This is a genomic window from Geoalkalibacter sp. (assembly GCF_030604225.1).
Lineage (GTDB): Bacteria > Desulfobacterota > Desulfuromonadia > Desulfuromonadales > Geoalkalibacteraceae > Geoalkalibacter.
The window spans coordinates 1-22356 of sequence record NZ_JAUVWH010000040.1; the positions used below are offsets into that span (position 1 = coordinate 1).

Annotated in this window: 23 protein-coding genes and 3 pseudogenes; 20 read left to right on the top strand and 6 right to left on the bottom strand. The window is 62.0% G+C overall.

The annotated features are described in order from the left end of the window. The 12 genes and pseudogenes from QAT43_RS06270 to QAT43_RS06325 all read left to right on the top strand — a co-directional run. Nucleotides 1-170 (top strand): annotated as a pseudogene (locus tag QAT43_RS06270) (IS4 family transposase); the annotation flags it as partial. A 33-nt stretch (nt 171-203) separates the two neighbouring features. Next, nucleotides 204-452 (top strand): hypothetical protein, encoded by a 249-nt coding sequence (locus tag QAT43_RS06275; RefSeq protein ID WP_305042194.1) that lies wholly within the window; start codon nt 204-206, stop codon nt 450-452. 12 nt (nt 453-464) lie between these two features. Then, nucleotides 465-866 (top strand): annotated as a pseudogene (locus QAT43_RS06280) (redoxin domain-containing protein); the annotation flags it as partial. A gap of 27 nt (nt 867-893) precedes the next feature. After that, the gene (locus QAT43_RS06285; RefSeq protein ID WP_305042216.1) at nt 894-1691 is read left to right on the top strand and encodes a PP2C family protein-serine/threonine phosphatase; all 798 of its coding nucleotides are present in this window, start codon (nt 894-896) and stop codon (nt 1689-1691) included. 135 nt (nt 1692-1826) lie between these two features. Beyond that, on the top strand, nt 1827-2441 hold the full coding sequence (locus tag QAT43_RS06290; protein WP_305042195.1) for a TetR/AcrR family transcriptional regulator: 615 nt from the start codon (nt 1827-1829) through the stop codon (nt 2439-2441). A 17-nt stretch (nt 2442-2458) separates the two neighbouring features. Next, nucleotides 2459-2989 (top strand): carboxymuconolactone decarboxylase family protein, encoded by a 531-nt coding sequence (locus QAT43_RS06295; protein WP_305042196.1) that lies wholly within the window; start codon nt 2459-2461, stop codon nt 2987-2989. A gap of 33 nt (nt 2990-3022) precedes the next feature. Continuing rightward, the gene (locus tag QAT43_RS06300; protein WP_305042197.1) at nt 3023-3718 is read left to right on the top strand and encodes a Crp/Fnr family transcriptional regulator; all 696 of its coding nucleotides are present in this window, start codon (nt 3023-3025) and stop codon (nt 3716-3718) included. A gap of 94 nt (nt 3719-3812) precedes the next feature. Further along, the gene (locus QAT43_RS06305) at nt 3813-4145 is read left to right on the top strand and encodes an arsenosugar biosynthesis-associated peroxidase-like protein (RefSeq protein WP_305042198.1); all 333 of its coding nucleotides are present in this window, start codon (nt 3813-3815) and stop codon (nt 4143-4145) included. Between the two features lie 12 nt (nt 4146-4157). Continuing rightward, nucleotides 4158-5135 carry an arsenosugar biosynthesis radical SAM (seleno)protein ArsS gene (gene arsS, locus QAT43_RS06310; RefSeq protein ID WP_305042199.1) on the top strand — a complete coding sequence of 326 codons (978 nt, stop codon included), beginning with the start codon at nt 4158-4160 and terminating at the stop codon, nt 5133-5135. 104 nt (nt 5136-5239) lie between these two features. Then, on the top strand, nt 5240-5731 hold the full coding sequence (locus QAT43_RS06315; RefSeq protein WP_305042200.1) for a cytochrome P460 family protein: 492 nt from the start codon (nt 5240-5242) through the stop codon (nt 5729-5731). Between the two features lie 58 nt (nt 5732-5789). Beyond that, a complete protein-coding gene (locus QAT43_RS06320; RefSeq protein WP_305042201.1) occupies nt 5790-7931 on the top strand; it encodes an FAD-dependent oxidoreductase in 2142 nt (713 codons plus the stop codon). Between the two features lie 564 nt (nt 7932-8495). Continuing rightward, entirely contained in the window at nt 8496-9941 is a 1446-nt protein-coding gene (locus QAT43_RS06325; protein ID WP_305042202.1) for a glyceraldehyde-3-phosphate dehydrogenase, read from the top strand. A gap of 98 nt (nt 9942-10039) precedes the next feature. On the opposite strand, the pseudogene rpsU reads toward QAT43_RS06325, so the two are convergent. Together rpsU and QAT43_RS06335 are read right to left on the bottom strand one after the other, a co-directional pair. After that, nucleotides 10040-10216: pseudogene (rpsU, locus tag QAT43_RS06330) on the bottom strand (30S ribosomal protein S21); the annotation flags it as partial. Between the two features lie 102 nt (nt 10217-10318). Beyond that, nucleotides 10319-11443: a THUMP domain-containing class I SAM-dependent RNA methyltransferase gene (locus QAT43_RS06335; RefSeq protein ID WP_305042204.1), complete on the bottom strand. Its 1125-nt coding sequence runs from the start codon at nt 11441-11443 to the stop codon at nt 10319-10321. Nucleotides 11444-11545: 102 nt separating this feature from the next. Between QAT43_RS06335 and QAT43_RS06340 the strand changes: the two genes are divergently transcribed. The 6 genes from QAT43_RS06340 (at nt 11546) to rdgC (ending at nt 16547) form a co-directional block, all read left to right on the top strand. Beyond that, complete coding sequence (locus QAT43_RS06340; protein WP_305042205.1) at nt 11546-12442, top strand: ATP-binding protein; 897 nt, start codon at nt 11546-11548, stop codon at nt 12440-12442. 60 nt (nt 12443-12502) lie between these two features. Beyond that, nucleotides 12503-13045, top strand: coding sequence for a cytochrome c3 family protein (locus QAT43_RS06345; protein WP_305042206.1), 543 nt, complete (start codon nt 12503-12505; stop codon nt 13043-13045). Between the two features lie 254 nt (nt 13046-13299). Next, nucleotides 13300-13944 (top strand): PilZ domain-containing protein, encoded by a 645-nt coding sequence (locus QAT43_RS06350; RefSeq protein WP_305042207.1) that lies wholly within the window; start codon nt 13300-13302, stop codon nt 13942-13944. A 97-nt stretch (nt 13945-14041) separates the two neighbouring features. Further along, entirely contained in the window at nt 14042-14791 is a 750-nt protein-coding gene (locus QAT43_RS06355) for a J domain-containing protein (RefSeq protein WP_305042208.1), read from the top strand. A gap of 29 nt (nt 14792-14820) precedes the next feature. Continuing rightward, nucleotides 14821-15288, top strand: coding sequence for a YqaA family protein (locus QAT43_RS06360; RefSeq protein ID WP_305042209.1), 468 nt, complete (start codon nt 14821-14823; stop codon nt 15286-15288). A gap of 89 nt (nt 15289-15377) precedes the next feature. Next, a complete protein-coding gene (gene rdgC / locus QAT43_RS06365; protein WP_305042210.1) occupies nt 15378-16547 on the top strand; it encodes a recombination-associated protein RdgC in 1170 nt (389 codons plus the stop codon). Between the two features lie 19 nt (nt 16548-16566). Here the strand turns inward: rdgC and aat are convergent, their stop codons facing one another. The 3 genes from aat to clpS all read right to left on the bottom strand — a co-directional run bounded on the left by aat (nt 16567) and on the right by clpS (nt 19881). Continuing rightward, nucleotides 16567-17250, bottom strand: coding sequence for a leucyl/phenylalanyl-tRNA--protein transferase (aat, locus tag QAT43_RS06370; RefSeq protein WP_305042211.1), 684 nt, complete (start codon nt 17248-17250; stop codon nt 16567-16569). 72 nt (nt 17251-17322) lie between these two features. Continuing rightward, nucleotides 17323-19551, bottom strand: a complete 2229-nt coding sequence (clpA, locus tag QAT43_RS06375; RefSeq protein ID WP_305042212.1) for an ATP-dependent Clp protease ATP-binding subunit ClpA — start codon at nt 19549-19551, stop codon at nt 17323-17325. Between the two features lie 27 nt (nt 19552-19578). After that, complete coding sequence (gene clpS / locus QAT43_RS06380) at nt 19579-19881, bottom strand: ATP-dependent Clp protease adapter ClpS (RefSeq protein WP_305042217.1); 303 nt, start codon at nt 19879-19881, stop codon at nt 19579-19581. 265 nt (nt 19882-20146) lie between these two features. Between clpS and QAT43_RS06385 the strand changes: the two genes are divergently transcribed. Further along, nucleotides 20147-21613 (top strand): OmpA family protein, encoded by a 1467-nt coding sequence (locus QAT43_RS06385; RefSeq protein ID WP_305042213.1) that lies wholly within the window; start codon nt 20147-20149, stop codon nt 21611-21613. 208 nt (nt 21614-21821) lie between these two features. Here the strand turns inward: QAT43_RS06385 and QAT43_RS06390 are convergent, their stop codons facing one another. Then, nucleotides 21822-21941 carry a desulfoferrodoxin FeS4 iron-binding domain-containing protein gene (locus tag QAT43_RS06390; protein ID WP_305042214.1) on the bottom strand — a complete coding sequence of 40 codons (120 nt, stop codon included), beginning with the start codon at nt 21939-21941 and terminating at the stop codon, nt 21822-21824. Nucleotides 21942-22129: 188 nt separating this feature from the next. Here QAT43_RS06390 and QAT43_RS06395 point away from each other — a divergent pair. Then, a partial coding sequence (locus QAT43_RS06395; RefSeq protein ID WP_305042215.1) for a ferritin family protein occupies nt 22130-22356 on the top strand: 227 nt, incomplete at its 3' end.

Below are 22356 nucleotides of genomic sequence, written 5' to 3' on the forward strand. Positions count from 1 at the left end.
CCCTGTGCGTTTACCTGGTGCTGGCGTGGTTGAAGTTCAGTTCAAGGATCAAGCAGTCAATGCAGCAGATCTTGCGAATATTACAAATGAATTTGTTCGAACGCCGGGGCCTCGAAACCCTATTTAACCCCCCTCAATTCACGCCCAGCCCACAGCTGGCGCTGCTTTGAGAACTATGGGACAGCAGCAAATAGGAGGACAACATGACCCTAAACGACAAACTGGAAGAGATCAAATCGGGCTTTAAGGAAAAAGCCGACGCCGAATCACAGAGCATCATGGGGCGCGCGGCGCGGGCGTTGGTTGAGTCGGGCATCGTCGAGCGGGCGCTCAAGGTGGGCGATGCCATGCCCGAATTCTCCCTGGACACCGCTGACGGCAGGCGCTTGGATTCGCAAAAATTGCGCGCCGAGGGGCCGCTGGTCCTGCATTTTTTCCGAGGAGCCTGGTGACCCTTCTGCAACGCGGAGCTGGATGCTCTGCAAGCCGTTCACGCCGACATCTCAAAAGCCGGTGCCCAATTGCTCGCCATCTCACCCATGCTCGCCGAATTTTCCGCGCGACTGGCGGCAAAGCATCATTTGAGCTACCCCCTGCTGCCGGACCCCGGCAACGCCCTGGCGAAAAAATTCGGCATCGTCCATGTGCTGCCGCCTGCCCTGCGCCAGGTTTACCTCAAATTTGGCCTCGATCTGCCGAAGCACAACGGCGACGACAGTTGGAGCCTGCCCCTGGCGGCGCGCTACGTCGTGCGCCCCGACGGCATCATCCATCACGCCCACATCGACCCCGACCACACGCGCCGCCCCGAGCCCGAGGAGATTTTGACCATCCTGAGCGCGATGAACACGGCACGAAAAATTTAAGGAAAGGATGATCCCTGTCGGTTGACCATGGACACGATGGACACCCCGAACGGCAACGACCTGGCCGGAAAAATCCAGCAATTGCTGCTGCCCAAGGCCCCGCCCTACTGCGACTGGAGCTGCATCGGCGTGAAAAACCGCATGGCGGTGGGCGTGGGCGGCGATTTCTTCGATTTTCTGCCCACCCACGACGGCTGCCAGATGGTCATGATCGGCGATGTGACCGGGCACGATGTGGCCGCCTCGGTGGTCATGTCGCTGCTCTACGGCTACATTCACCGCAGCATCGAGGAGGTCTGCTCACCCCTGGACGTGGTGCGGCGCGTCAATCGTTTCCTGAAAAAATTCGGCGAACGCTCGCAGGTTTACGACCACCTTTTCTCCTCGACGCTTTTCTTCGGCGTCATCGTGCCCGAAACCCTGCAAATGCATTATGTCAACGCCGCGCATCCTCCGCCGCTGGTAAAACGCGGTGATAGCTTGTTTGAACTTGAACCCAGCGCCCCGCTGGTGGGCTTCTTCGACATGGATGCGGATGTGGTGCGCACCTTCGCTTTTGAAAAGCACGACCGGCTGTTTCTCTACACCGACGGTATCAGCGAAACCGTCAACGCGCAGGAAGAGCAATTCGGCGCGGCACGTCTGAAGAACCTGCTGCGCGAGCACCAGGGCGACCACCAGGAATTCCTCGACCAGCTCTTTTCCACTCTCATGGAGTTCAACGGTTCGGCGCCTCCCGGCGACGACTGCACCGCCATCGTCATGGACTTTCATCGCCCCCAACACCCCCAAAACGCTCAAGCAACAAAAGCAGCTCAATTGTAATCCCCGCGATAGTCTCTTTTTGATCTCCCCCCTACCATTGAGCCATAGACACTGGGCATGTTTGACATGCTTGGATTTCGCGATACAAGTAAAGGCAAGAATAAACCAAACGGTATGTTTTTTTTGGAGTTAGGCATGGGATTCAAAGGTGAAAAAACCCGGAAGAAAATCCTGGACGATGCGGCGCACCTGTTTCGCACCAAAGGCTTTGGCGCCACCAGCATCAATGATCTGCTGGAAGCGACGGGTGTGACCAAGGGTAGCTTGTACTTTCATTTTCCCGGCAAGGATGATCTCGGTCTCGAATACCTGCGGCAGGCCAGTGAAAGGTTCATGGACTTTATCGACGAAGGCCTCGAAGGCGACACCGCCGCCCAAAAACTCGACAGTTTTCTGCGTTTGGCCCTTGATTACCATCGCGGCAGGGGTTTTGTGGGCGGCTGTCTGTTCGGCAATACGGCCCTGGAAACCAGCGACACCGCCCCCGCCTTCGCGCAAATGACCGCCGAGGTGTTCCTTGAGTGGAAAAGGAAACTGGCCGCCATCATCGCCCACGCCCAGGACGAGGGAGCGATCCACCAGGGGCGCACGGCCGAAAGCCTGGCGGAATTCGTCATCGCGGTGCTCGAAGGCGGCATCATGCAATCGCGCCTGCATAAAACGGAAGAACCGATGAACAACTGCATCGAGACCTTGCGTCTGATGCTTTTTATTCCCAACCCGGGCTCGGATCAGCGCCGATCCCACTGACCACACGGAGAACCATCATGAGCCGCATCCACTCCCTCGATCCGCAAGCCGCGCAAGCGGGCACCGCCGAAATCTTTGCCGAAATCAAACAGGCCTTCGGCATGGTGCCCAATTTGTTTCGCGCCTACGCCAACCACCCGCCGTTGCTGGAAGCCAACTGGTTCAAGGTGAAAAAGGTGATCATGGAGGGTGTTCTGACGCGCAAGACCAAGGAATCCATCGCCGTGCTGGTCTCCAAGGACAACGGCTGCGACTATTGCGTGGCGGCCCACGAGGCGGCGCTACGTTCCATCGGCGTTTCCAGCGAGGAAATTCGGGCGATTGAAACCGACCTGCAACAGGCCGAATTCAGCCGCAAGGAGCGCGCGCTGATCGCCTTCGCACGCAAGGCCAACATCGCGCCGCTGCGCATTGAAGACAACGAGGTCAAGGCGCTGCGCGATCTCGGGGCGGATGATGCCGAAATCGTCGAAGCTCTGGGGGTCATGGAACTCTTTGCCGGATTCAACAAATTTCTCGATGCCCTGCGGGTCGAGATTGATTTCTGAGTGGCTTGAAACATTGAAAAACAAGGAACAGCCATGGAACCACGGCTCTGGTACATCAGAAATGCGGATATGTTCTCCTGGCTGCGCGAGGAGGAACAGATGGAACTGGCCGGCCGCAGTGAAATGGTGAGCTGCAAGCGCAACAACCGGTTCTTTTTTGCCGAGGAGCCCAGCGACAACATCTTTCTGGTCAAGCAGGGCCGCGTGAAATTGATCCGCTCCAGCCCGGAAGGGCGAGAAATCATTCTCGACATCCTCGGTCCGGGCGAAATTTTCGGCGAATTGGCCCTGGCCGGCGAAGAGCGCCGTTCGCACAGCGCCGAAGCTCTTGATGACGCACTGGTGTGCATCATCGCGCGCGAGGATTTCGAGGATTTATTGCGGCGCCACCCGGAAATGGCCTTGCGCGTGCTCAAGCTCGTCGGTCTGCGCCGACGCGAACTGGAAATGCGCCTTGAGGATCTGGTGTTTCGCCCCCTGGCCGGACGCTTGGCGATTACACTTCTGTGGCAGGCACAGCGCCTCGGCGTCACCGAGGACGACGGCAGCATCCGCATTCCTCTTTCGCAAAAAGATCTCGCTTATCTCATCGGCGCCTCTCGCGAAGCGGTGGCCGAACAACTTTCGGAGATGAAGCGGCTGGGGCTGGTCCGAACCTCTTATCGGACCATTCGCATTGCCGACCGGGCTGCGCTCAAGAATTTTCTCAAGCGCTATTCAAACAATTAATCGCGATCTTACCGAGTGTTTGTAAACTTGATGACAGTTGCATACGGAGCCGATGAAGCCAACCTTTCCAGCCTTTTGCAAAAGGAAAACAACGATGCCGACCTATTATGATCCCCAAGATCTCGACCAATTTGCCGCCATCGGCAAGGATGCGCCGGAGTTGGCGAAAAAATTCTTCGACTACTACGGCGCGGTGTTCGCCGAGGGCGCCTTGAGCGCGCGCGAAAAAGCGCTGATCGCCCTGGCGGTAGCGCACACGGTGCAGTGCCCCTACTGCATCGACGCCTACACCCGGGCCTGCCTGGAAAAAGGCTCCGACCTGGAAGAGATGACCGAAGCCCTGCATGTGGCCGGTGCCATTCGCGGCGGCGCCTCCCTGGTACACGGGGTACAGATGCGCAAGATCGCCGAGAAACTCACGCTATAAAAGGAAACGATCATGGGCTGTCCGCAAAAACCGCAAACGCAGACACCGCAGCTTGGTCTTGAAAAGTTTTCCAGCGCCCTCAAGCGCCATGGGCTGAAACTGGACCGTACCCGCTGCCGCATTCTGCAGGTCAATGTCGGCCTGATTTGCGATCTGTGTTGTCGCCATTGCCATCTGATGGCGGGACCGCATCGGCAAGAAGCCATGAGTGCGCAGACCATGAGAGAGGTGGTCAATTTCGCCCGGCGTGGTGGCTTCGAGATGGTCGATATCACCGGCGGCGCCCCGGAACTGGTCCCCGGCATCGAAGGATTTATAGCCGATCTGGCCGAGGTGGTGCCGCATCTCATGCTGCGCTCCAATCTCACCGCTCTCGAATCGCCGGAGAGAGAAAACCTGTTGCGCACCTGCGTCAAACATCGCGTCGCCCTGGTGGTTTCTTTTCCCGCCTTGCGCGAAGCCCAGGTGGAGGCGCAAAGAGGCTCGGGCGTCTGGGAAAAAAGTCTGGCGGTGCTGCATCGGCTCAATGCGCTGGGTTATGGGCGTGAGGATTCCGGGCTGCAACTGCACCTGGCGGTCAACCCCGGAGGCGCGTTCCTGCCGGCCGATCAAGCGGCCACGGAGAGGCGCTATCACCGCGAATTGCAGAGGCGCTGGGGTCTGGTCTTCAACAATCTGTTCACCCTGACCAACATGCCCCTCGGGCGTTTCCGCCGCTGGCTGGAAAACTCGAGGAACTATGACGCCTACTTAAGCAAACTGGCGTCCGCCTTCAACCCGGCCGTGGTATCGGGTCTGATGTGCCGAGAGCAGGTCAGCGTGTCCTGGGACGGTTACGTGTTCGATTGCGATTTCCATCTGGCCGCCGGCATCTGCCAGGGCGAAAAACTCACCCATGTGCGCGATTTGCCCGGGCCGCCCCCGCAAGGCACACCCATCGCCACCGCCGACCACTGTTATGCCTGTACCGCCGGTGCGGGCTTTACCTGAGGGGGCGAAATTGCGACCTAGTTAGGTCGCGCGCAAGCGTTGCATGGATCTGGCCCTCGGGTGGTCCGAAGGTCCGACATCACCATAAAAGCAGGGAGGAAAAAATGAAGAGCAACTTGTTTGTCGTGGCGTTGATGGCGGTTTTTCTCTTGGTAGGAATCGGCTCCGGCGCGGCCGCCGACTCATTGCCGAAGGCCGAAGGCCAGGCGGTCTACGAGTACCTGACCAAGGTGTCGCCCTATCAGGACTGGCCCCTGTTTCCCGGCACCCAAAAACTTTACGAAGGGAAACACCCCCACGGCGCGCTGCTGACCACCTATGTGTCTCCCGACGCCCAAGCAGCGATTCAGAACCGCGCCGGGCAACTGCCCGATGGAACCATCATCGTCAAGGAAAACTACATGCCGGACGGCAAGCTCGACGCACTCACCGTCATGTACCGCGTCAAGGGCTTTAATCCCGAAGCGGGCGACTGGTTCTGGGCCAAGTACGGCGCGAACGGCAATATCGACGCCGAAGGCAAGGTTCCCATGTGCAGCGGCTGCCATACCGCGGTCATCCAGAACGACTGGGTATTTACCGGCCCGCTGAAATAGCGGCTAACCAGAGCGGGGAAGAGACGGATCGTCCTCCCCGCTTTTTTCGGAGGACGTCATGAAAGGCAACGGCAAAAAAATCCTCATCATCCTGGCCATTGCCATCCTGGTCACACTGTTCTTTGTTTTCGACCTGCAACGCTTTTTGACCCTGACGGAACTCAAGGCGCATCAAGAAGCCTTTCAGCAATTCTACGCCGCCAATCGTCTTCTCACCCTCGGCGCTTACTTTATCTTCTACATCCTCGTCACCGCTTTGTCCCTGCCGGGCGCGGCCGTCATGACCCTGGCCGGTGGTGCGCTGTTCGGCTTTCTGCCCGCCTTGATCGTGGTGTCCTTCGCCAGCACCATCGGCGCGACCCTGGCCTTTCTGGTCAGCCGCTTCCTGCTGCGCGACTGGGTGCAGGGCAAATTCGGCAAGCGCCTCAAGGCGCTCAACGCAGGCATTGAAAAAGACGGCGGTTTTTATCTGTTCACCTTGCGGCTGGTGCCGATTTTTCCGTTTTTCGTCATCAACCTGGCCATGGGCCTCACCCCCATGCGCACCCTGACCTATTACTGGGTCAGCCAGGTCGGCATGCTGCCGGGCACGGCGGTCTACGTCAACGCCGGCACCCAGCTCGGCCAGATCGAAACCCTCGGCGGCATTCTTTCGCCGTCCTTGCTGTTGTCCTTCGCCCTGCTCGGCATTTTTCCTCTGCTGGCCCGCAAGGGAGTCGACATCATGCAGAAACGCCGTACGCTGAAAAATTTTCCCAAACCCCCAAAATTCGACTACAACATCGTCGTCCTCGGCGCCGGTTCGGCCGGCCTGGTCAGCGCCTATATCGCGGCCGCGGTCAAGGCCAAGGTGGCCCTGATCGAAAAGGACAAGATGGGCGGCGATTGCCTCAATACTGGCTGCGTGCCGAGCAAGGCGCTGATCCGCTCGGCGAAAATGCTTGCCTACGGGCGGCGCGCGGTTGAATTCGGCCTGCGGAAAACCGAAAGCGACTTTGATTTCGCCGAGGTGATGGAGCGGGTGCAGCGGGTGGTGAAAAAGGTCGAACCGCACGATTCGGTGGAGCGCTACACGCAGCTTGGTGTCGAGTGCATCAAGGGCGCAGCGCACATCACCTCACCCTACAGCGTGCAGGTCGGCGAGCGCACTCTGACCACGCGCACCATCATCGTCGCCACCGGCGCCGAGCCCTTTGTGCCGCCCATCGCGGGCCTGGATCAAGTCGACTACCTAACCTCGGACAATCTGTGGAAACTGCGCGAACTGCCCAAGCGCCTGGTGGTGCTGGGCGGCGGCCCCATCGGGTGCGAGATGACCCAGGCCTTTGCGCGCTTCGGCGCGCAGGTGACGCAGGTGGAGATGGCACCGCAGATCATGGGACGCGAGGACGCCGATGTCGCAGCCTTCGTGCGCGAGCGCTTCGAGGCTGAAGGGGTGCGGGTCCTCACCGAACATGCCGCCAAGGAAGTGCGCGTCGAAGACGGCGAAAAAATTCTCGTCTGCGAACATCAGGGTGAAAAAGTCGCTCTGCCCTTCGACGCCTTGCTGGTCGCGGTGGGCCGACGCGCCCGCACCAGCGGCTTCGGACTGGAGGAATTGGGGGTGCGGCTGAGCGAGCGCGGCACCATTGAGACCGATCCGTTTTTGCGCACCAATTTCCCCAACATCTTCTGCGCGGGCGATGTGGCCGGCCCCTACCAGTTCACCCACACCGCAGCCCATCAGGCCTGGTACGCCTCGGTCAACGCCCTGTTCGGCGACTTCAAGACGTTCCGCGCCGATTACCGCGTCATCCCCTGGTGCACCTTCACCGATCCGGAGGTGGCGCGGGTCGGTCTCAACGAAGCCGAAGCCCACGAGCAGGGGATTGATCACGAAGTCACCCGCTTCGAACTGGAGGAACTGGATCGCGCCATCGCCGAGGGTGAAGACCACGGCTGGATCAAGGTCATCACCCCGCCGGGCAAGGACAAGATTCTCGGCGTCACCATCGTCGGCACCCATGCGGGCGATCTGCTCGCCGAGTACATCCTGGCCATGAAGCACGGCCTGGGTCTCAACAAGATCCTGGGCACCATCCACCCCTACCCGACTCTGGCCGAGGGCAACAAAATGGCCGCCGGGGAATGGAAAAAAGCCCACGTACCGGAGAAGCTGCTGGCCTGGGTCGAAAAATACCATGCCTGGCGGCGGGGTTAGAAAGAAAGACGCGCCATGGAGTCCTCACTCGGCCTGCTTGTCGTCGCATTACTGATCGCCGTCCTTCCCGTTCAGGTTGCCGCCGGTCCCAAGGGAGACCTCTGGCCGCGCTGGCAGGCGCATGATCCGACGAGCCCTCAGGAACGAGTTCTACAACCTGGAGCACGGCAAGGTCGACTATCAGGCCATGCGCGGCTCCCCGGCCGGGATTTCGTCAAGCGGAAAGGCAGAAGCGCCCGCACCATCTGGAAAAACGACGACTGGCACTTGAATCGATAAGAGGCGCGGGGTGAAATCGCCCGGGCGAGACACAATGGCAGACGCAAACGCCCCCCTTGGCCCAAGGAATCAGTCGCGCGTGGCCACGGTCCATCCCGTCAGTGCCCGGCAAGCGGCGGCTTGGAGCGGCCCCTGGATTATGGATTTCTTCAGCCGCACCGCACCGCCTCGCCTTTCACCCCAAATCCCGCCGCCAAGGTTGAAAAAATGCCGGTCATCGTTTACGATACGGCACGTTTTGCCGCGGGGCGGCCGAATTTTTGCTGAAGGAGCACAGGCAAGATCATGAACATTTCCAAGAGCGACACCTACTTCAAGGATTTCAAGGAACGCGAGGCGCTGGCCGAGCGCATGCTGCCGCTGATCGGCAAGCTTTACCGCGACCACGGCGTGGTGATCAGCGTCTATGGCCGCTCCATCACGCGCGGCACCTCCATCGACATTCTCAAGGCACACCGCTTCGCCCGCCAGATCCTCGAGAACGAGCTCTCGGTGCGCGAGACCTTCCCGGTTCTGGAAGCCATGAGCAAGCTCGATCTCGCCTCCGCGCGCGTCGACCTCGGCAAGCTCACCGTGCGCTATCTCTCCCAGGGCATGGGCATCTCGGTGGATCAATTCGTGCGCCAGGAGCTTGGGCCCATCAATACCGGCAAGTCCTCGGTACTGAGCGAACCACGCGATGTGGTGCTCTACGGCTTCGGTCGCATCGGCCGGCTGCTGGCGCGCATCCTCATCGACAAGACCGGCGGCGGCGACAAGCTGCGCCTGCGCGCGGCGGTGGTGCGCAAGGGCGGCGCCGACGATCTGATCAAGCGTGCCAGCCTCTTGCGCCGCGACTCGGTGCATGGCCATTTTCACGGCACCATCACCGTGGATGAGGAGGAAAACGCCATCATCGCCAACGGCAACCTGATCCGCCTGATCTATGCCGACAACCCGGAGAGCGTCGACTATACCCAGTACGGAATCAAGGACGCTCTGCTCATCGACAACACCGGCAAGTGGCGCGACCGCGAAGGTCTCGTCCGCCATCTCAAGAGCAAGGGCGTTTCCAAGGTGATTCTCACCGCACCGGGCAAGGGCGACGTGCCCAACGTGGTGTTCGGCGTCAACAACGAGCTCATCACCGGCGACGAAAACATCTTCTCCGCCGCGAGCTGCACCACCAACGCCATCGTGCCGGTGCTCAAGGCGGTCAATGACCGCTTCGGCATCGTGCATGGCCATGTGGAAACCTGCCACAGCTACACCAACGACCAGAACCTCATCGACAACTACCACAAGGGCAACCGCCGCGGCCGCAGCGCGCCCCTCAACATGGTCATCACCGAAACCGGCGCCGCCAAGGCGGTGGCCAAGGCGATTCCCGAGCTGGCCGGCAAGCTCACCGGCAACGCCATTCGCGTGCCCACGCCCAACGTCTCCCTGGCGATTCTCAATCTGGAGCTTGGCGAGGAAACCACGGTGGCCGAACTCAACCGCTACCTGCGCGATGCGTCCCTCGATTCCCCCCTGCAGAACCAGATCGATTACACCAATTCGCCGGAAGTGGTTTCCAGCGACTTCGTCGGCTCGCCCTTCGCCGGGGTGGTCGACTCCCTGGCCACCATCGTCAACGGCACGCGTTGCGTGCTCTATGTCTGGTACGACAATGAATACGGCTACAGCTGCCAGGTGGTGCGCATGACCGAAAAACTTGCCGGCCTGGAATTTCCCACCTATCCGGTATAGCCTCCCGGCCTACCAACGAAAAAAGGCTGCTCCGTGAAGGGGCAGCCTTTTTTCGTTGGGTCCGATAAAAAGCGAGATCAGTCGGCGCGCTTGACCATGCGCATTTTCTTGCGCAGACGGCGCTGTGCTTCTTTTTCCTTGCGCTTGCGCTTGACACTGGGCTTCTCGTAGAACTTGCGCTGCTTCATTTCCCGAAACAGGCCCTCCTGCTGCAACTTGCGCTTGAGCACTTTGATCGCTTTATCGACGTTGTTGTCGATAACCGTGATTTCCACCGAATCACCTCGCTTTCCCTGCTTTTTCTCAACCCTGTCGGATTTTTGACAGAAGTAGGGCGAAAGTATAACGAGGAGGAAAGAGAAATGCAATTGGAAAATTTACGGAACTTCGAACAGGTAGAGGGTCACGGACAGGCCACCGTGGGCGAAGGTTGGCCCCGCCTGCGGACGCAGGCCCGTTGCCTGGGCCAAACGTGGGTCGGAGGCGAGAAATCCGCCGCGCCAGCCCGAGGCATGCCGGCGTAAAAACCCACCAAATTCCCGGAAAAAATCCATCAGCGCACGGCGCTCGCCGAGCCGCTCGCCATAGGGCGGATTGCACAGGAGGATGCCTGGAACAGCAACCGTCGGTGGCGGCAGCTGCCGGAAATCGCCCGCGCGCAAATCGAGCAGCGCGGCGATACCGGCGCGCGCCGCATTGCGCGCGGCGATTTCGGCTAGGCGCGGGTCAAGTTCGCTGCCGTAGAGGGTTTGGCCACTCGCGGAATGTTCCGCGGCCAGGGACTGTTCCCGCAGTACTTGCCAGCGACCGGCGCGAAAATGGGGCCAGCCCTCGAAGGCAAAGGCGCGATGCAGTCCCGGCGCGCGGTTGCGGGCAAGCAGCGCCGCCTCGATCAGCAGGGTGCCCGAACCGCACATGGGATCCCAAAGGGACACGCCCGGCTGCCAGCCGACGGCATGCAGGAGCGCCGCCGCCAGGGTTTCGCGCAGGGGCGCCGCGCCCTGCTCCAGGCGATAACCGCGCCGGTGCAGCAATTCGCCGGAACTGTCGATGGAAATTTGTGCCCGGTCGTCCTCGAAGCGCACCAGCACCAGTTGCTTGGGCAACTCGGCGTCCAGGGGCGCCTCGCGGCCCAGGGCGCGATCAACGGCGGCCGTGAGGGTCTCGGCAATACGGCCGGTATGCATCAGCCGCGAGCGGCGGCAGTGAACGCGCACCTCCAGGGCGGTCGACGGACGGATGAAGCGTCCCCAGGGCAGGCGCAGGCATTTCTGGTAGAGTTCGGGGAAGCCGGTGGCGCGGATCTCGGCAAAGCGCACCAGCACGCGGCCGGCGCTGCGCAGCCAGAGATTGGCGCGATACACGTCGGCCAACTCTCCGGAAAAGCTCAAGCCCCCCGCTTCCCGTTGCGCCGGCAGATTCAAAGCCTGCAGTTCCGCCAGGCAGGCGTCCTCGCAACCGGGCGCCGTGACCGCAAACAGATCAAATGGGGATTGTGCCACAAAAAACCTCGCCAAAGCATCGTTCGCCAAGGGCACGGACTTTACCACAGCGATCCCAATGCTGTAAATTGCCGGAACATCTCATCCAAGGAGCGGTGTCTCATGATGAATTATCCCCAGATGAATATCGACTGGGAGTATCTGATCGAAAAAATCGAGCGGCTCATGGATCTCTCCGAGGAGTTTCTCAGTCGCAAGCTGGCCGACGAGGTGGACGTCGAGCCGCAGATGTTTCGCGACCACATCGCCTTTCGCTGGAATCACGAGGGCCTGCTTGAAGCCGTCGCCTATCCCGACGTTCCCGATCCCGAGGATCTGCTCGGCATCGACATGATCCTGACACGCCTGCGGCAGAACACCCGCCAGTTCGTCGCCGGCGTGCCGGCCAACAACGTGCTGCTGTGGGGCGAGCGCGGCACGGGCAAATCCTCGGCGGTAAAATGCCTGCTGGGCGAATTCGCCGCCCAGGGTTTGCGCCTCGTCGAGTTGCAGAAGGAGGATCTCTACCACCTGCCGGTCATCACCCGAGCCCTGCGCCCCCAACCCTTTCGCTTCATCCTGTTTTGCGACGACCTCTCCTTCGACGAATCCGAAACCGGCTATCGCGAGCTCAAGGCCCTGCTGCAGGGGGGCATCGAGGCGCCGCCGCCCAACGTGCTGATCTACGCCACCGCCAACCGCCGCCACCTGCTGCCCGAGCGCTTCGCGGCCAACACCGGCGAGGCGGAAATTCATCCCGAGGAGGCCGTCTCCGAAAAGCTCTCCCTCTCGGACCGCTTCGGTATAACGCTCGGTTTTTATCCCGTCACCCAGGATCTTTACCTGGACATCGCGCGGCACCTGGCAGCCCGGCGCCAACTACCCATCGCCACCGCCGATCTGGAGCGTGAAGCCCTGCAGTGGGCGCTGCTGCGCGGCGGCCGCTCGGGGCGGGTGGCGCGGCAGTTCATCGACGACCTGAGCGGCCGATTGGCACTGGCGCAGGCCGATGGTGAATGAGGGATGGCGCACGCGAACGCTTTCTGCTAAAATTGGTGAAATTTTACCTTGAGGATTTCCATGCGCATCCGCCCGCTCCTGCTTCTGGCGTTGTTTCTGCTTCTGCCCCTGACTCCGCAGGCCGGGCGCATCAGCGATCTGGTGAGCATGGAGGTCGACGCCACGGGGCCCGTCGTCTTCAGCCACTACCGCCACCTGGAAAAGCTCGGCAACAACTGCGTGCATTGCCACAACAGCATCTTTCATATCCTGCGCGCTCAGAACCCGCGCGTCAGCATGAAGGAGATGGCCGAGGGCAAGAGTTGCGGCGCCTGCCACAACGGGCGCAAGGCCTTCGGCGTGGACAGCAACTGCAACCGCTGCCACCCGACCCGCGAGGTCAAGTTTCCCGTGGAGGATGTGGGCGAGGTGCTGTTCAGCCACCAGGTCCACACCGCTCTGTTCGGCTGCGGCGATTGCCACCCCGACCTGTTCCGTCCGGCTTCCGGCAATCCGCAGGTGTCCATGTCCCAGATGGAGGAGGGTCTCTCCTGCGGCGCCTGCCATGACGGCAGCGGCGCCTTCAGTGTGGCGGAAAACTGCGAACGCTGCCACGCCATGTGAGGTCTGCCGCCACAATCCTGACAAAACCCGTCACCCGGACCGCCAGTTGACCGTTGCGCGCCTCGCGCGGCGCGCAAAAGACCCGCGCCATCCGTGCCGAGTTGCGTGGAACGGATTTTGCGAAAGACTGGGGGTCTTGAGTCCCGCAATTTATTCCGGAGGAAGCTTCCCTGCTCACCAAGTATTTCAAGCCCGGCCAGAAAGTGCAGATCCACTCCTGGCGAACCCAAAACACGCCAGGGCAGATCGAGTCCTTGACCGCCTACGTGTCAAACAGCGGCGCCGAGTATCTGGATCTGACCCTGCCCTATCGGGTGCGCGAGGGCGAGCTTTTTCCCCTGCTTCCGGGCACCGAACTCGAACTGCTCTCCCAAGCTCTCGGCCTGGGGGTGCGCACCCGGGGGAAAGTGGCCGGCCATCAGGAGGAGGGGGTGGTGCGCGTGGAGTGTCGCGACCCGCTGGAAGCCTTTCAGCGCCGCGTCATGCCGCGTATCGACATCCCCGTCGGCCTGCGCTATGCCCGGGGCCAGGGGCACTTGCGTTCCCTGCGGGCGAAATGGGAAAAACAGCTTGAGCTGCTGCAGGCGCCGCAAGCCGAACAGCCCAGTTTTCCATATTGTCCGGTCAATCTGAGTGGCGGCGGCATCCGCTTCAATTTTCGCGAAGCGCCGCGCATTGCCGAGGTTTGCCTGTTGCTTCTTGAGCTTTCCCCCCAAACGCCTCCGGTGTGCGCCCTTGCCGAGGTGGTCTGGCTGCGCCCCGCCGAAAAACCGGGACTGCAGGCCGTGGGCATGCAGTTCACCCACATTCGCAAGGCCGATCAGGACCGGATCTGCCGCTTTGTCACCGAGGTCCAGAAGCAGCAGGCCCAGGCGGCGCAGACCCCGACCGAATCCTGAGTTCCCGCGGGGGCGGAGCTTGTCCTTTGCCCGACGCTGGTGTATAACAGGCGGCAATTTCCAGCTGCTCTCCCCTTTTTGTTCGCGGAGAATCGCCTTGCCCGCCGCCATCCAGGAAACCGAAATTCTCAAGGCCTGCCGCACGCTGTTCGGCGCCGAGGTCTGGCTTGATCGCCATTTCCTGTTTTATCTTCAGCATGATGGCGCCAAGGCCGCGTTTCGCAAACGCGCCAAGGAAACCCACCCGGATCGTTTCCCCGGCGAGCCGCAGATCCAGCGACGCCAATCCGAGCAATTCCAGGCCGTGGCCCGCGCCTACGATCTGGTCAACAGCTTCCTGAATACCCGCGACCGCGGACTCTGGCCGCCTCGCGCCAAGCCCGCCGCCACGCGCCAAGCGTCCCCCGGCGCGGATCGTCGCCCCCCTGGCCCCAAGAGTTCCGCGCCCCTTCTCCAGCGCACCTACCCGCTGGGACTTTTTCTCTATACCCAGGGGCTGATTCCCTATCGCACCCTCATCGAGGCCCTGGTCTGGCAGCGCCGCCAGCGTCCCAGCATCGGCGAAACGGCACAGCGCTGGGGGTGGCTGAACGAAGCGGCGGTCCGGACGATTCTCAGCCAACGCGGCCACCACCGCTTCGGCGAAAAAGCAGTGGATCTGGGGTTGCTGACCCCCTTTCAGGTGCGGACCCTGCTTTTTTACCAACGCAGCCGCCATCAGCGCCTCGGGCAGTTTTTCGTGGACAAAGGGTTAATCACGCCCACGGAACTTGAAGAACTGGTGCGACAGATGCAAGAGCACAACACCCGCGTACGGACGCAACGTGGCGGAGCCCAAAACGGATAGCCGCCCCGCCGCTGACGGACCATCCCCAAATGGAAAATCTCCTTGCCGTCCTGGCGACGGAACATGCCCTGAGTGCCCTTTTCCTCACCGCCTTTCTCGCCGCCACCCTGCTGCCCCTGGGCTCCGAATGGCTGCTGGCGCTGCTGCTCCTCCAGGGCCAGCCGGCGTTCACCCTGGTGCTGGTGGCCGGCGCCGGCAACACCCTGGGCGCGACCACCAATTACCTGATCGGCTGGGGCGGCGAACGCTGGTGGCGCCACCGTCCCCATCCGCCCCGGCAACGACAACGGCTGGAGCGGGCGCAAACCCTGATGGGACGCCATGGCGGTTGGGCACTGCTGTTTTCCTGGCTGCCGGTGATCGGTGATCCGCTGTGCCTGGTCGCGGGCGCCTTGCGGTTTCCCGTCCTGCCCTTTGTGCTCATCGTCGCCGTCGGCAAGCTCGGCCGCTACGCCTTTCTCGCCTGGGCCACCCAACAGGCGGCGGGCCTGTTTTAGCCCGAGGCAAGCCAAACGGCCTTGCCTTTTGCGGCGCAACGCGGTATTCCCTTATCCCCTTTCAACTCTTTGCCACGGAGGTTCATGCCATGGGCATCCTTGCCAATACCGTCAGTTTCCGCCAATACCAGGTCCTGGGAGATATGCCCGCCGGCGATCCCGGCGAATGGGCCGCCGCGCTGCTGGCCAAACACGCCTTTGTGCCCATCGACAGCGGCAGCGAGGAGGTCTCCTCGGGTTGGGTGTCCCTCGACGATCCCCAGGACGCAACCTTCGCCGAGCGGCGCGATTTCTTGCGCCCGCCCAACCTCGTCTTCACCCTGCGGCGCGACCAGCGCCGGGTGCCCGCCGCCGTCCTGCGCCGCCATCTGCAACAGGCCGAGGAGAACTTTCTCGCCGCCCATCCCGGCCTGCAACGGGTTCCCAAGGACAAACGCGAGGAATTGCGCGAAACCGTCAAGGGCGCGCTGCTCGCCCGCACCCTGCCCACGCCAAGTCTCTTCGACGCCGTCTGGGATCTGGATCGCGGACTGCTCACCTTCACCGGCACATCCACCGCCATCGCCGATATTTTCGAGGGCCTGTTCCGCCAGACCTTCGAAGGCCTGCGGTTGGTGGCCCTACATCCCTTCGCGCGCGCTCGCGCCGTGCTGCCCGCGAAGCTCCATCCCCTGCTGGAGGAACAAAACCGCGCGACCACCGATGCCGTGCTCGAACAGATCCAGGAAAACACTTGGCTCGGCGCCGACTTCCTGCACTGGCTGCTGGCCCACTCCATCGCTGGGCGCAACAGCTTTCGCGTGCGCCGCGCCGGTCCGGCCCTTCTCGACGAAGCCTTTGTCGCTTTTCTCGATAATCGCCTGGTGCTCGCCGCCGGCCCGCAGCGCGTGACCGTCGCCGGCCCCCAGGACCATTACAGCGAGGCGCGCATCGCCCTGGAAGCAGGCAAGGAGATCGCCGAGGCCGCCATCTTCATGGAAAAAGGCGAGGATGCCTGGAAGACCACCCTGAAGGCCGAGTCCTTTGTGTTCGGCGGGTTCAAGGCGCCGGGGGTCAAACCGGAAAAAGACGAGATCACCGACGAAAAAAGCGAGCAGGAGGCCATCTTTTACGAGCGCATGCACGTGCTCGCCGAAGGGCTCCAGCTTTTCGACAGCCTGCTGCTCGCCTTTCTGGAAGAACGCCTGGCCTCCGACTGGGCGCAGCGCCGCCGGCAATTGCAGCAGATGTTGGGGATTGAGGAAATAGAGAAAAGCTGAGACCGGAGACCCTCCCCTGTCAGGCGAAATCGCCGGGCAGGGGATGGGTCGAGGGCATGACGCCGCCACGCCGCAGGCGGCGGAGAAATTCGTCCCGCGCAATCTCGCGCCCCCCCAGGGAGCGCAGGTGATCGCTGGGCATCTGACAGTCGAGCAGTTCGAAATCCCGCGCCTTGAGCCGTTCCACCAGCGCCACCAGGGCTACCTTGGATGCATTGGTCGCCCGGTGAAACATGGACTCGCCGAAAAAACAGCGCCCCAGACAGACCCCGTAAAGCCCTCCCGCCAGCTGTCCGTCCAGCCAGACTTCCACCGAATGGGCGTAGCCCAGTTCATGCAGCCGCTCATAGGCGCAAGCCATCGCCGGGGTGATCCAGGTGCCCTCGGCCTGACGCCGCACATCTCCGCAGGCGGCCAGCACCTCGACGAAGGCCTGGTCGAAGGTCACGGAAAACCGCTCGCTCCGCAGCAACTTGGCCAGGCTGCGCGAAACGTGCAACGCGTCGAATTCGAGGATGAAGCGCGGGTCGGGCGACCACCAGAGGATGGGATCCGGATCGTTGAACCAGGGGAAAATCCCCATGGAATAAGCCAACAGCAGCCGCTCGGGGCGCAGGTCGCCGCCCACGGCGAGCAGGCCCCCCTCCTCGGCCAGTTCGACAGGCGGGAAAACCGCTTCAGGAATGAGTTGATAAACGGGCACGGACGTCGATCACGCGAGGAAAAAGACGGCGGGGCAAGGCCGGTCTTGCCCCGCGCGCATGCTGGGTCGATCTCATGAGTAGCTGAAGGTCAGGCGCTCGTCCTTGAGCCCGATGCGCAGCCGCCCGCCTTTGCTCAGGCGCCCGAAGAGGATCTCGTCGGCGATGACGTCGCTGATTTCGGTCTGGATCAAGCGCCCCAGGGGACGGGCACCGAACACCGGATCGTAACCGCGCCGCGCGAGTTGGGTGCGCGCCTTGGGCGAGAGGGTCAGCCGCACCCCGCGGTCGGTGAGGCGCTGCTGCAACTCGCCGACGAACTTCTCCACCACCTTCTCGATGATCGGCAGATCAAGGCCCTTGAAGGCGATGACCGCGTCGAGGCGGTTGCGGAACTCGGGCGAGAAATGCTTCTCCACCGCCTGGCGCGGCGCCCCCTGGACGCGTTCGCCGAAACCGATGGGGCTGGCGCTCATCTCCCGGGCGCCGACGTTGCTGGTCATGATCAGCACTACGTTGCGGAAATCGGCCTTCTTGCCGTTGTTGTCGGTGAGGCTGCCGTGGTCCATGACCTGGAGCAGGATGTTGAACAGATCGGGATGGGCCTTTTCGATCTCGTCGAGGAGCAGAACGGCATAGGGGTTCTTCACCACGGCGTCGGTGAGCAGCCCGCCCTGATCGAAGCCGACGTAGCCGGGCGGGGCGCCGATCAACCGCGACACCGAATGCTTCTCCATGTACTCGCTCATGTCGAAGCGCAGGAACTCGACGCCCAGTTGCGCCGCCAGCTGCTTGGCCACCTCGGTCTTGCCCACCCCGGTGGGTCCGGTGAACAGAAAGGAGCCGACGGGCTTGTCCGGATGACCGAGGCCGGCGCGGGCGCGACGAATGGCGCGGCTCAGGGTGTCGATGGCCTCGTCCTGACCGAACACAACGCCCTTGAGGTCGCGCTCCAGGGTTTTGAGGCGCCGCCGGTCCGAAGTGGACACATTGCGCTCCGGAATGCGCGCGATCTTGGCCACCGTCGCTTCCACCTCGGCCACCGTCACCGTCTGCTTGAGCTGGGGCTGCAGCTTGAGGGCCGCGCCCACCTCGTCGATGACGTCGATGGCCTTGTCGGGCAGGTGGCGGTAATTGATGTGCTTGGCCGCCAGGCGCGCCGCCGCTTCGATGGCCTCGTCGGTGTAGGTGACGCCGTGATAATCGGCGTAGTAGCGCTTGAGCCCCTGAAGAATGTCGATGGTTTCCTCCACCGACGGCTCGAGAATGTCGATCTTCTGGAACCGCCGCGAGAGGGCGCGATCCTTGTCGAAGAGGTTCTTGTATTCCTCGAAGGTGGTCGAACCGATGCAGCGCAGATCCCCCGAAGCCAGCACCGGCTTGAGGATGTTGGAGGCATCCATGGAACTGCCGCTGGTGGCGCCGGCACCGACGATGGTATGGATTTCGTCGATGAACAGGGCGGCCTTGGGTATCTTGGCCATGGCGTTGATCACCGCCTTGAGCCGTTCCTCGAAGTCGCCGCGGAATTTGGTGCCCGCCAGCAGGGCGCCCATGTCGAGGGCATGGACCTTGAAATCCTTGAGCATCTCGGGCACCGCGCCCTCGAAGATGCGCCGTGCCAGACCCTCGGCGATGGCGGTCTTGCCCACCCCCGAATCGCCGACGTAGATCGGATTGTTCTTGCGCCGCCGGCACAACACCTGGATGGTGCGTTCCAGTTCCAGGGCGCGGCCGATCAACGGGTCGATCTTGCCCTGGCGGGCGCGCTCCACCAGATCGACGGTGAAGGCGCTCAAAGGATCGCGCGCCGGCGCGGCCTTGGCCGGCGCCTCCTCGCGTTCGGGGGGCGTGCTCTTCTCCGGTTGCGGATATTTGGGCACCCCATGGGAGATGAAACTCAACAGGTCGAGGCGCGACACGCCCTGGGCTTCCAGGTAGGCGGCGGCATGGGAATTCTGCTCCTCGAGAATCGCGGCGAGAATATCGCCGAGGCCGATTTCCTTCTTGCCCGAGGAGTGCATGTGCACCACGGTGCGCTGCAGCAGGCGCTGCAAACCGACGGTCTGCTCGGGAATGAATTCATCCTCGCCGGGCAAGGTCTCCACCTGATGCGCGAAGAAATCCTCGAGCATACTCTTGAGCTCATCCACATCGCCGCCGCAGCCGCGGATGATTTTCTGCCCTTCCTCCTCGAACAGAATCGCGAACAGAATATGCTCGGTGGTCAGATATTCGTGATGCCGCCGCTGCGCCTCGCGCACCGCCAGACTGAAAGCGATCTGTACATCCTGATTGAACATAACCGCACCTATGATGGTTGTTGGCGCTCAGGCCTCCTCGAGACTGCACCTGAGCGGATGGCCCGCTTCGCGGGCTTGGGCGTGCACCTTCATCACCTTGGTTTCGGCGATGTCGAAGGGATAAACACCGCAAACCCCCAAGCCCCGGTAATGAATGTTGAGCATGATGCGATTGGCCTCGGCCGGAGATTTGTGAAACACGCTCTCCAGCATGCTCACCACGAAATCCATGGTGGTGTAGTCATCATTATGCATCAGAACCTTGAACAATGGGGGCTGCGCCGTTTTGACGCGGACTCGGGAAGCAACCCCGGCCTGCTCCCCCGTCATCTTCCTCGCCACGTTTGCCTCACCCTCCCGCACCCTGAAAAAGGTGCGTTCCCTACGTAAATTCTACCCAAGCACGTGGACAAATCTAGCATAAGTCCCCGCCGACCGCCAAGGCCATTGCAGGAGCCGGCGCGGGCGGGACCGGACCCAAAATCCCGTCGACGGTGATTGACTCCCTTGGCCGCCTGCCTTAAGGTATTTCAATTGCCCGGCCGCATCTTATTCGCCCGGCGATCGATCATCTCACCGAGGAGAACCTACGCCCATGGCCCGACCATCCCTGCGCTATGTCCTGTTGACGAGTCTGCTGTGCCTGCTGGCACTGGCCGGCTGCGGCACGCCGCCGCCGAAAATCGATCCCATCCCGCTGACCAAAAACCCCAGCGAGCAGATCGACCTGCTGGCCGCCGATCTGACCACCGCCCGCGTCAACGAAATGCATGTGCTGGCCCCCGACTCCTTCGCCGCCGCCACCCAGGCCCTGGAGTCCGCCCGCGAGGGGCAGCGGCAAGGCTGGAGCGTGGCCGAGGTCCTGCACCGCGTGGCTCTGGGGCGCGCCTATCTCGACCGGGGCAAGGATCGCTCCAAGGTGGTGCAGACCATGCTGGCCATGCCCCTCGAAGCCCGCGCCCTGGCCCAGAAAGCCGGCGCGGTGAAATTCGGCCAGGACTACCTCGTCCTGGAGGATCGCATGCTCGAACTCAACCGCGCCGTGGAAAACGAGCGCATCGACTGGGCGCTGCGCCGCAGCAATGCCCTGACCGAGGATTTTCGCGCCATTGAGCTGCGCGCCATCAAGCAGGATGCCCTCGGCGAGGCGCGCGATCTCATGCAGCAGGCGCGCGGCTTCAAAGCCGAGACCTTTGCCCCGCAGACCCTCCAGCGCGCCGCCCGCGCCCTCGATGAAGCGGAAAACTACATTACCGACAATCGCTACGAGGTGGAGCAAATCCGCAAGAAATCGGCCCATGCCACCTTCGAGACCCGCCGTCTGCTGAACCTCACCCAGCACAGCCGCAGTGTCAAGGAAATGCCCTCGGAACAGATCGTGCTCTGGATCGAGGAGCTGCTGGTCGAGCCCGCGAAGCAGTTCCAGGGTGCCGACTGGCGGGACAAGACCTTTCCCGATCAGGCCAAGACCCTGAGCCAGGCCATCGAGCAACTCCAGGCCGGGCAGGAAGCCCAGCGCTTCCAGATCGAGGCGGCTCAGCAGCAGATCGGGGAGGAACAGGCCGCCAAGGAGCTCTACATCTGGGAACAGCGCGCCGCCAAGGAAAAACTCGAACGCGAGCGGCAGCTCCAGCAACTGTTCCGCGAGGTTCAGGCGTCCTTTAGCGCCGACGAAGCCGAGGTCTACAAGCAGGGCAACCATGTCATCCTGCGCCTGCGCAGCATCCATTTCCCCGTCGGGCAGGCCGTCATTCAGCCCGCCAACTATCCGGTGCTGGGCAAGGTGCGCCAGGCCATCCAGCGCTTCGGCGAACCGGCCGTCACCATCGAAGGGCACACGGACAGCACCGGTTCCGACGAAACCAACGCCCGTCTCTCCCAGCAGCGCGCCGAGGCCGTGCGCCACTTTTTCGTCGCCAACGGCACCCTGCCGGCGGAAAAGATCCTGGCCGTCGGCTATGGCTCGCGCCGCCCCCTGGCGCTGAACACCACGCCCGAGGGACGCGCCGTCAACCGCCGCATCGACGTGATCATCAGTCCGCAGATGCACAATGGTAACTGACGAAATGAGAAGGGGAAGCGAAGGACGAACCGGCGGGCAAAAAAATGCGCGCCGGCCAGGAGGGATATCCGACGCGCGAAAGAGCGAGTCGTGAGTAAGTGCGGTTCTCGCTAAGAAAAATATTACCAGAAACGTCATCATTATTCAAGGGCGCGAAAAATCGTTTTTTTTCGCGCCCTTCTTGGTTGTTGGCCAGCCCTGGCGGAGCCTACTCGGCCACCTCGTCCATGGGCTCTCCGCAGCACGACAGCTGGCCGCCGCCGTCCTCCAGAAGTTGCACCAGATTCCCGCAGATCTCGCATTTGTATTTCTTGCCTTCCTTGCCCATCACGTCCTCCTTTGATTGGAAAAATTTCCGTTGGCGCCAAGCGCCCTTGCAGTATAGCAGCCCGAACGCCGAGGGCCAGCCTGCCTGGGGGAATTTGACAACGCGTCAAAATGCGGCAGATTTAAGAGGGCTTGGACGGATCGACAGCCCATGAACTGGTCGATCATTTTTTACAGGAGGATGCAGCAATGCCGGATTTTGGTCATCCCTTCAGCGGTCTGAAAAGCGACCGCCTGGTCACCCACGAGGAATTGGTGCGCGCCATCCGCTTCATGGTCGCCGCCGAATACGAGGCAATTCAGCTCTACATGCAGCTGGCCGAATCGACGGACAACGTCTTGGCGCAGAAGGTTCTGGTGGATATCGCCAACGAGGAACGTGTGCATGCCGGTGAGTTCCTGCGGTTGCTCAAGGA

Bases quoted from the DNA above. Each gene is read 5' to 3' on its own strand.
- QAT43_RS06275 (WP_305042194.1), top strand. From the start codon at position 204: ATGACCCTAAACGACAAACTGGAAGAGATCAAATCGGGCTTTAAGGAA.
- QAT43_RS06285 (WP_305042216.1), top strand. From the start codon at position 894: ATGGACACGATGGACACCCCGAACGGCAACGACCTGGCCGGAAAAATC.
- QAT43_RS06290 (WP_305042195.1), top strand. From the start codon at position 1,827: ATGGGATTCAAAGGTGAAAAAACCCGGAAGAAAATCCTGGACGATGCG.
- QAT43_RS06295 (WP_305042196.1), top strand. From the start codon at position 2,459: ATGAGCCGCATCCACTCCCTCGATCCGCAAGCCGCGCAAGCGGGCACC.
- QAT43_RS06300 (WP_305042197.1), top strand. From the start codon at position 3,023: ATGGAACCACGGCTCTGGTACATCAGAAATGCGGATATGTTCTCCTGG.
- QAT43_RS06305 (WP_305042198.1), top strand. From the start codon at position 3,813: ATGCCGACCTATTATGATCCCCAAGATCTCGACCAATTTGCCGCCATC.
- arsS (WP_305042199.1), top strand. From the start codon at position 4,158: ATGGGCTGTCCGCAAAAACCGCAAACGCAGACACCGCAGCTTGGTCTT.
- QAT43_RS06315 (WP_305042200.1), top strand. From the start codon at position 5,240: ATGAAGAGCAACTTGTTTGTCGTGGCGTTGATGGCGGTTTTTCTCTTG.
- QAT43_RS06320 (WP_305042201.1), top strand. From the start codon at position 5,790: ATGAAAGGCAACGGCAAAAAAATCCTCATCATCCTGGCCATTGCCATC.
- QAT43_RS06325 (WP_305042202.1), top strand. From the start codon at position 8,496: ATGAACATTTCCAAGAGCGACACCTACTTCAAGGATTTCAAGGAACGC.
- QAT43_RS06340 (WP_305042205.1), top strand. From the start codon at position 11,546: ATGATGAATTATCCCCAGATGAATATCGACTGGGAGTATCTGATCGAA.
- QAT43_RS06345 (WP_305042206.1), top strand. From the start codon at position 12,503: ATGCGCATCCGCCCGCTCCTGCTTCTGGCGTTGTTTCTGCTTCTGCCC.
- QAT43_RS06360 (WP_305042209.1), top strand. From the start codon at position 14,821: ATGGAAAATCTCCTTGCCGTCCTGGCGACGGAACATGCCCTGAGTGCC.
- rdgC (WP_305042210.1), top strand. From the start codon at position 15,378: ATGGGCATCCTTGCCAATACCGTCAGTTTCCGCCAATACCAGGTCCTG.
- clpA (WP_305042212.1), bottom strand. From the start codon at position 19,551: ATGTTCAATCAGGATGTACAGATCGCTTTCAGTCTGGCGGTGCGCGAG.
- clpS (WP_305042217.1), bottom strand. From the start codon at position 19,881: ATGACGGGGGAGCAGGCCGGGGTTGCTTCCCGAGTCCGCGTCAAAACG.
- QAT43_RS06385 (WP_305042213.1), top strand. From the start codon at position 20,147: ATGGCCCGACCATCCCTGCGCTATGTCCTGTTGACGAGTCTGCTGTGC.
- QAT43_RS06390 (WP_305042214.1), bottom strand. From the start codon at position 21,941: ATGGGCAAGGAAGGCAAGAAATACAAATGCGAGATCTGCGGGAATCTG.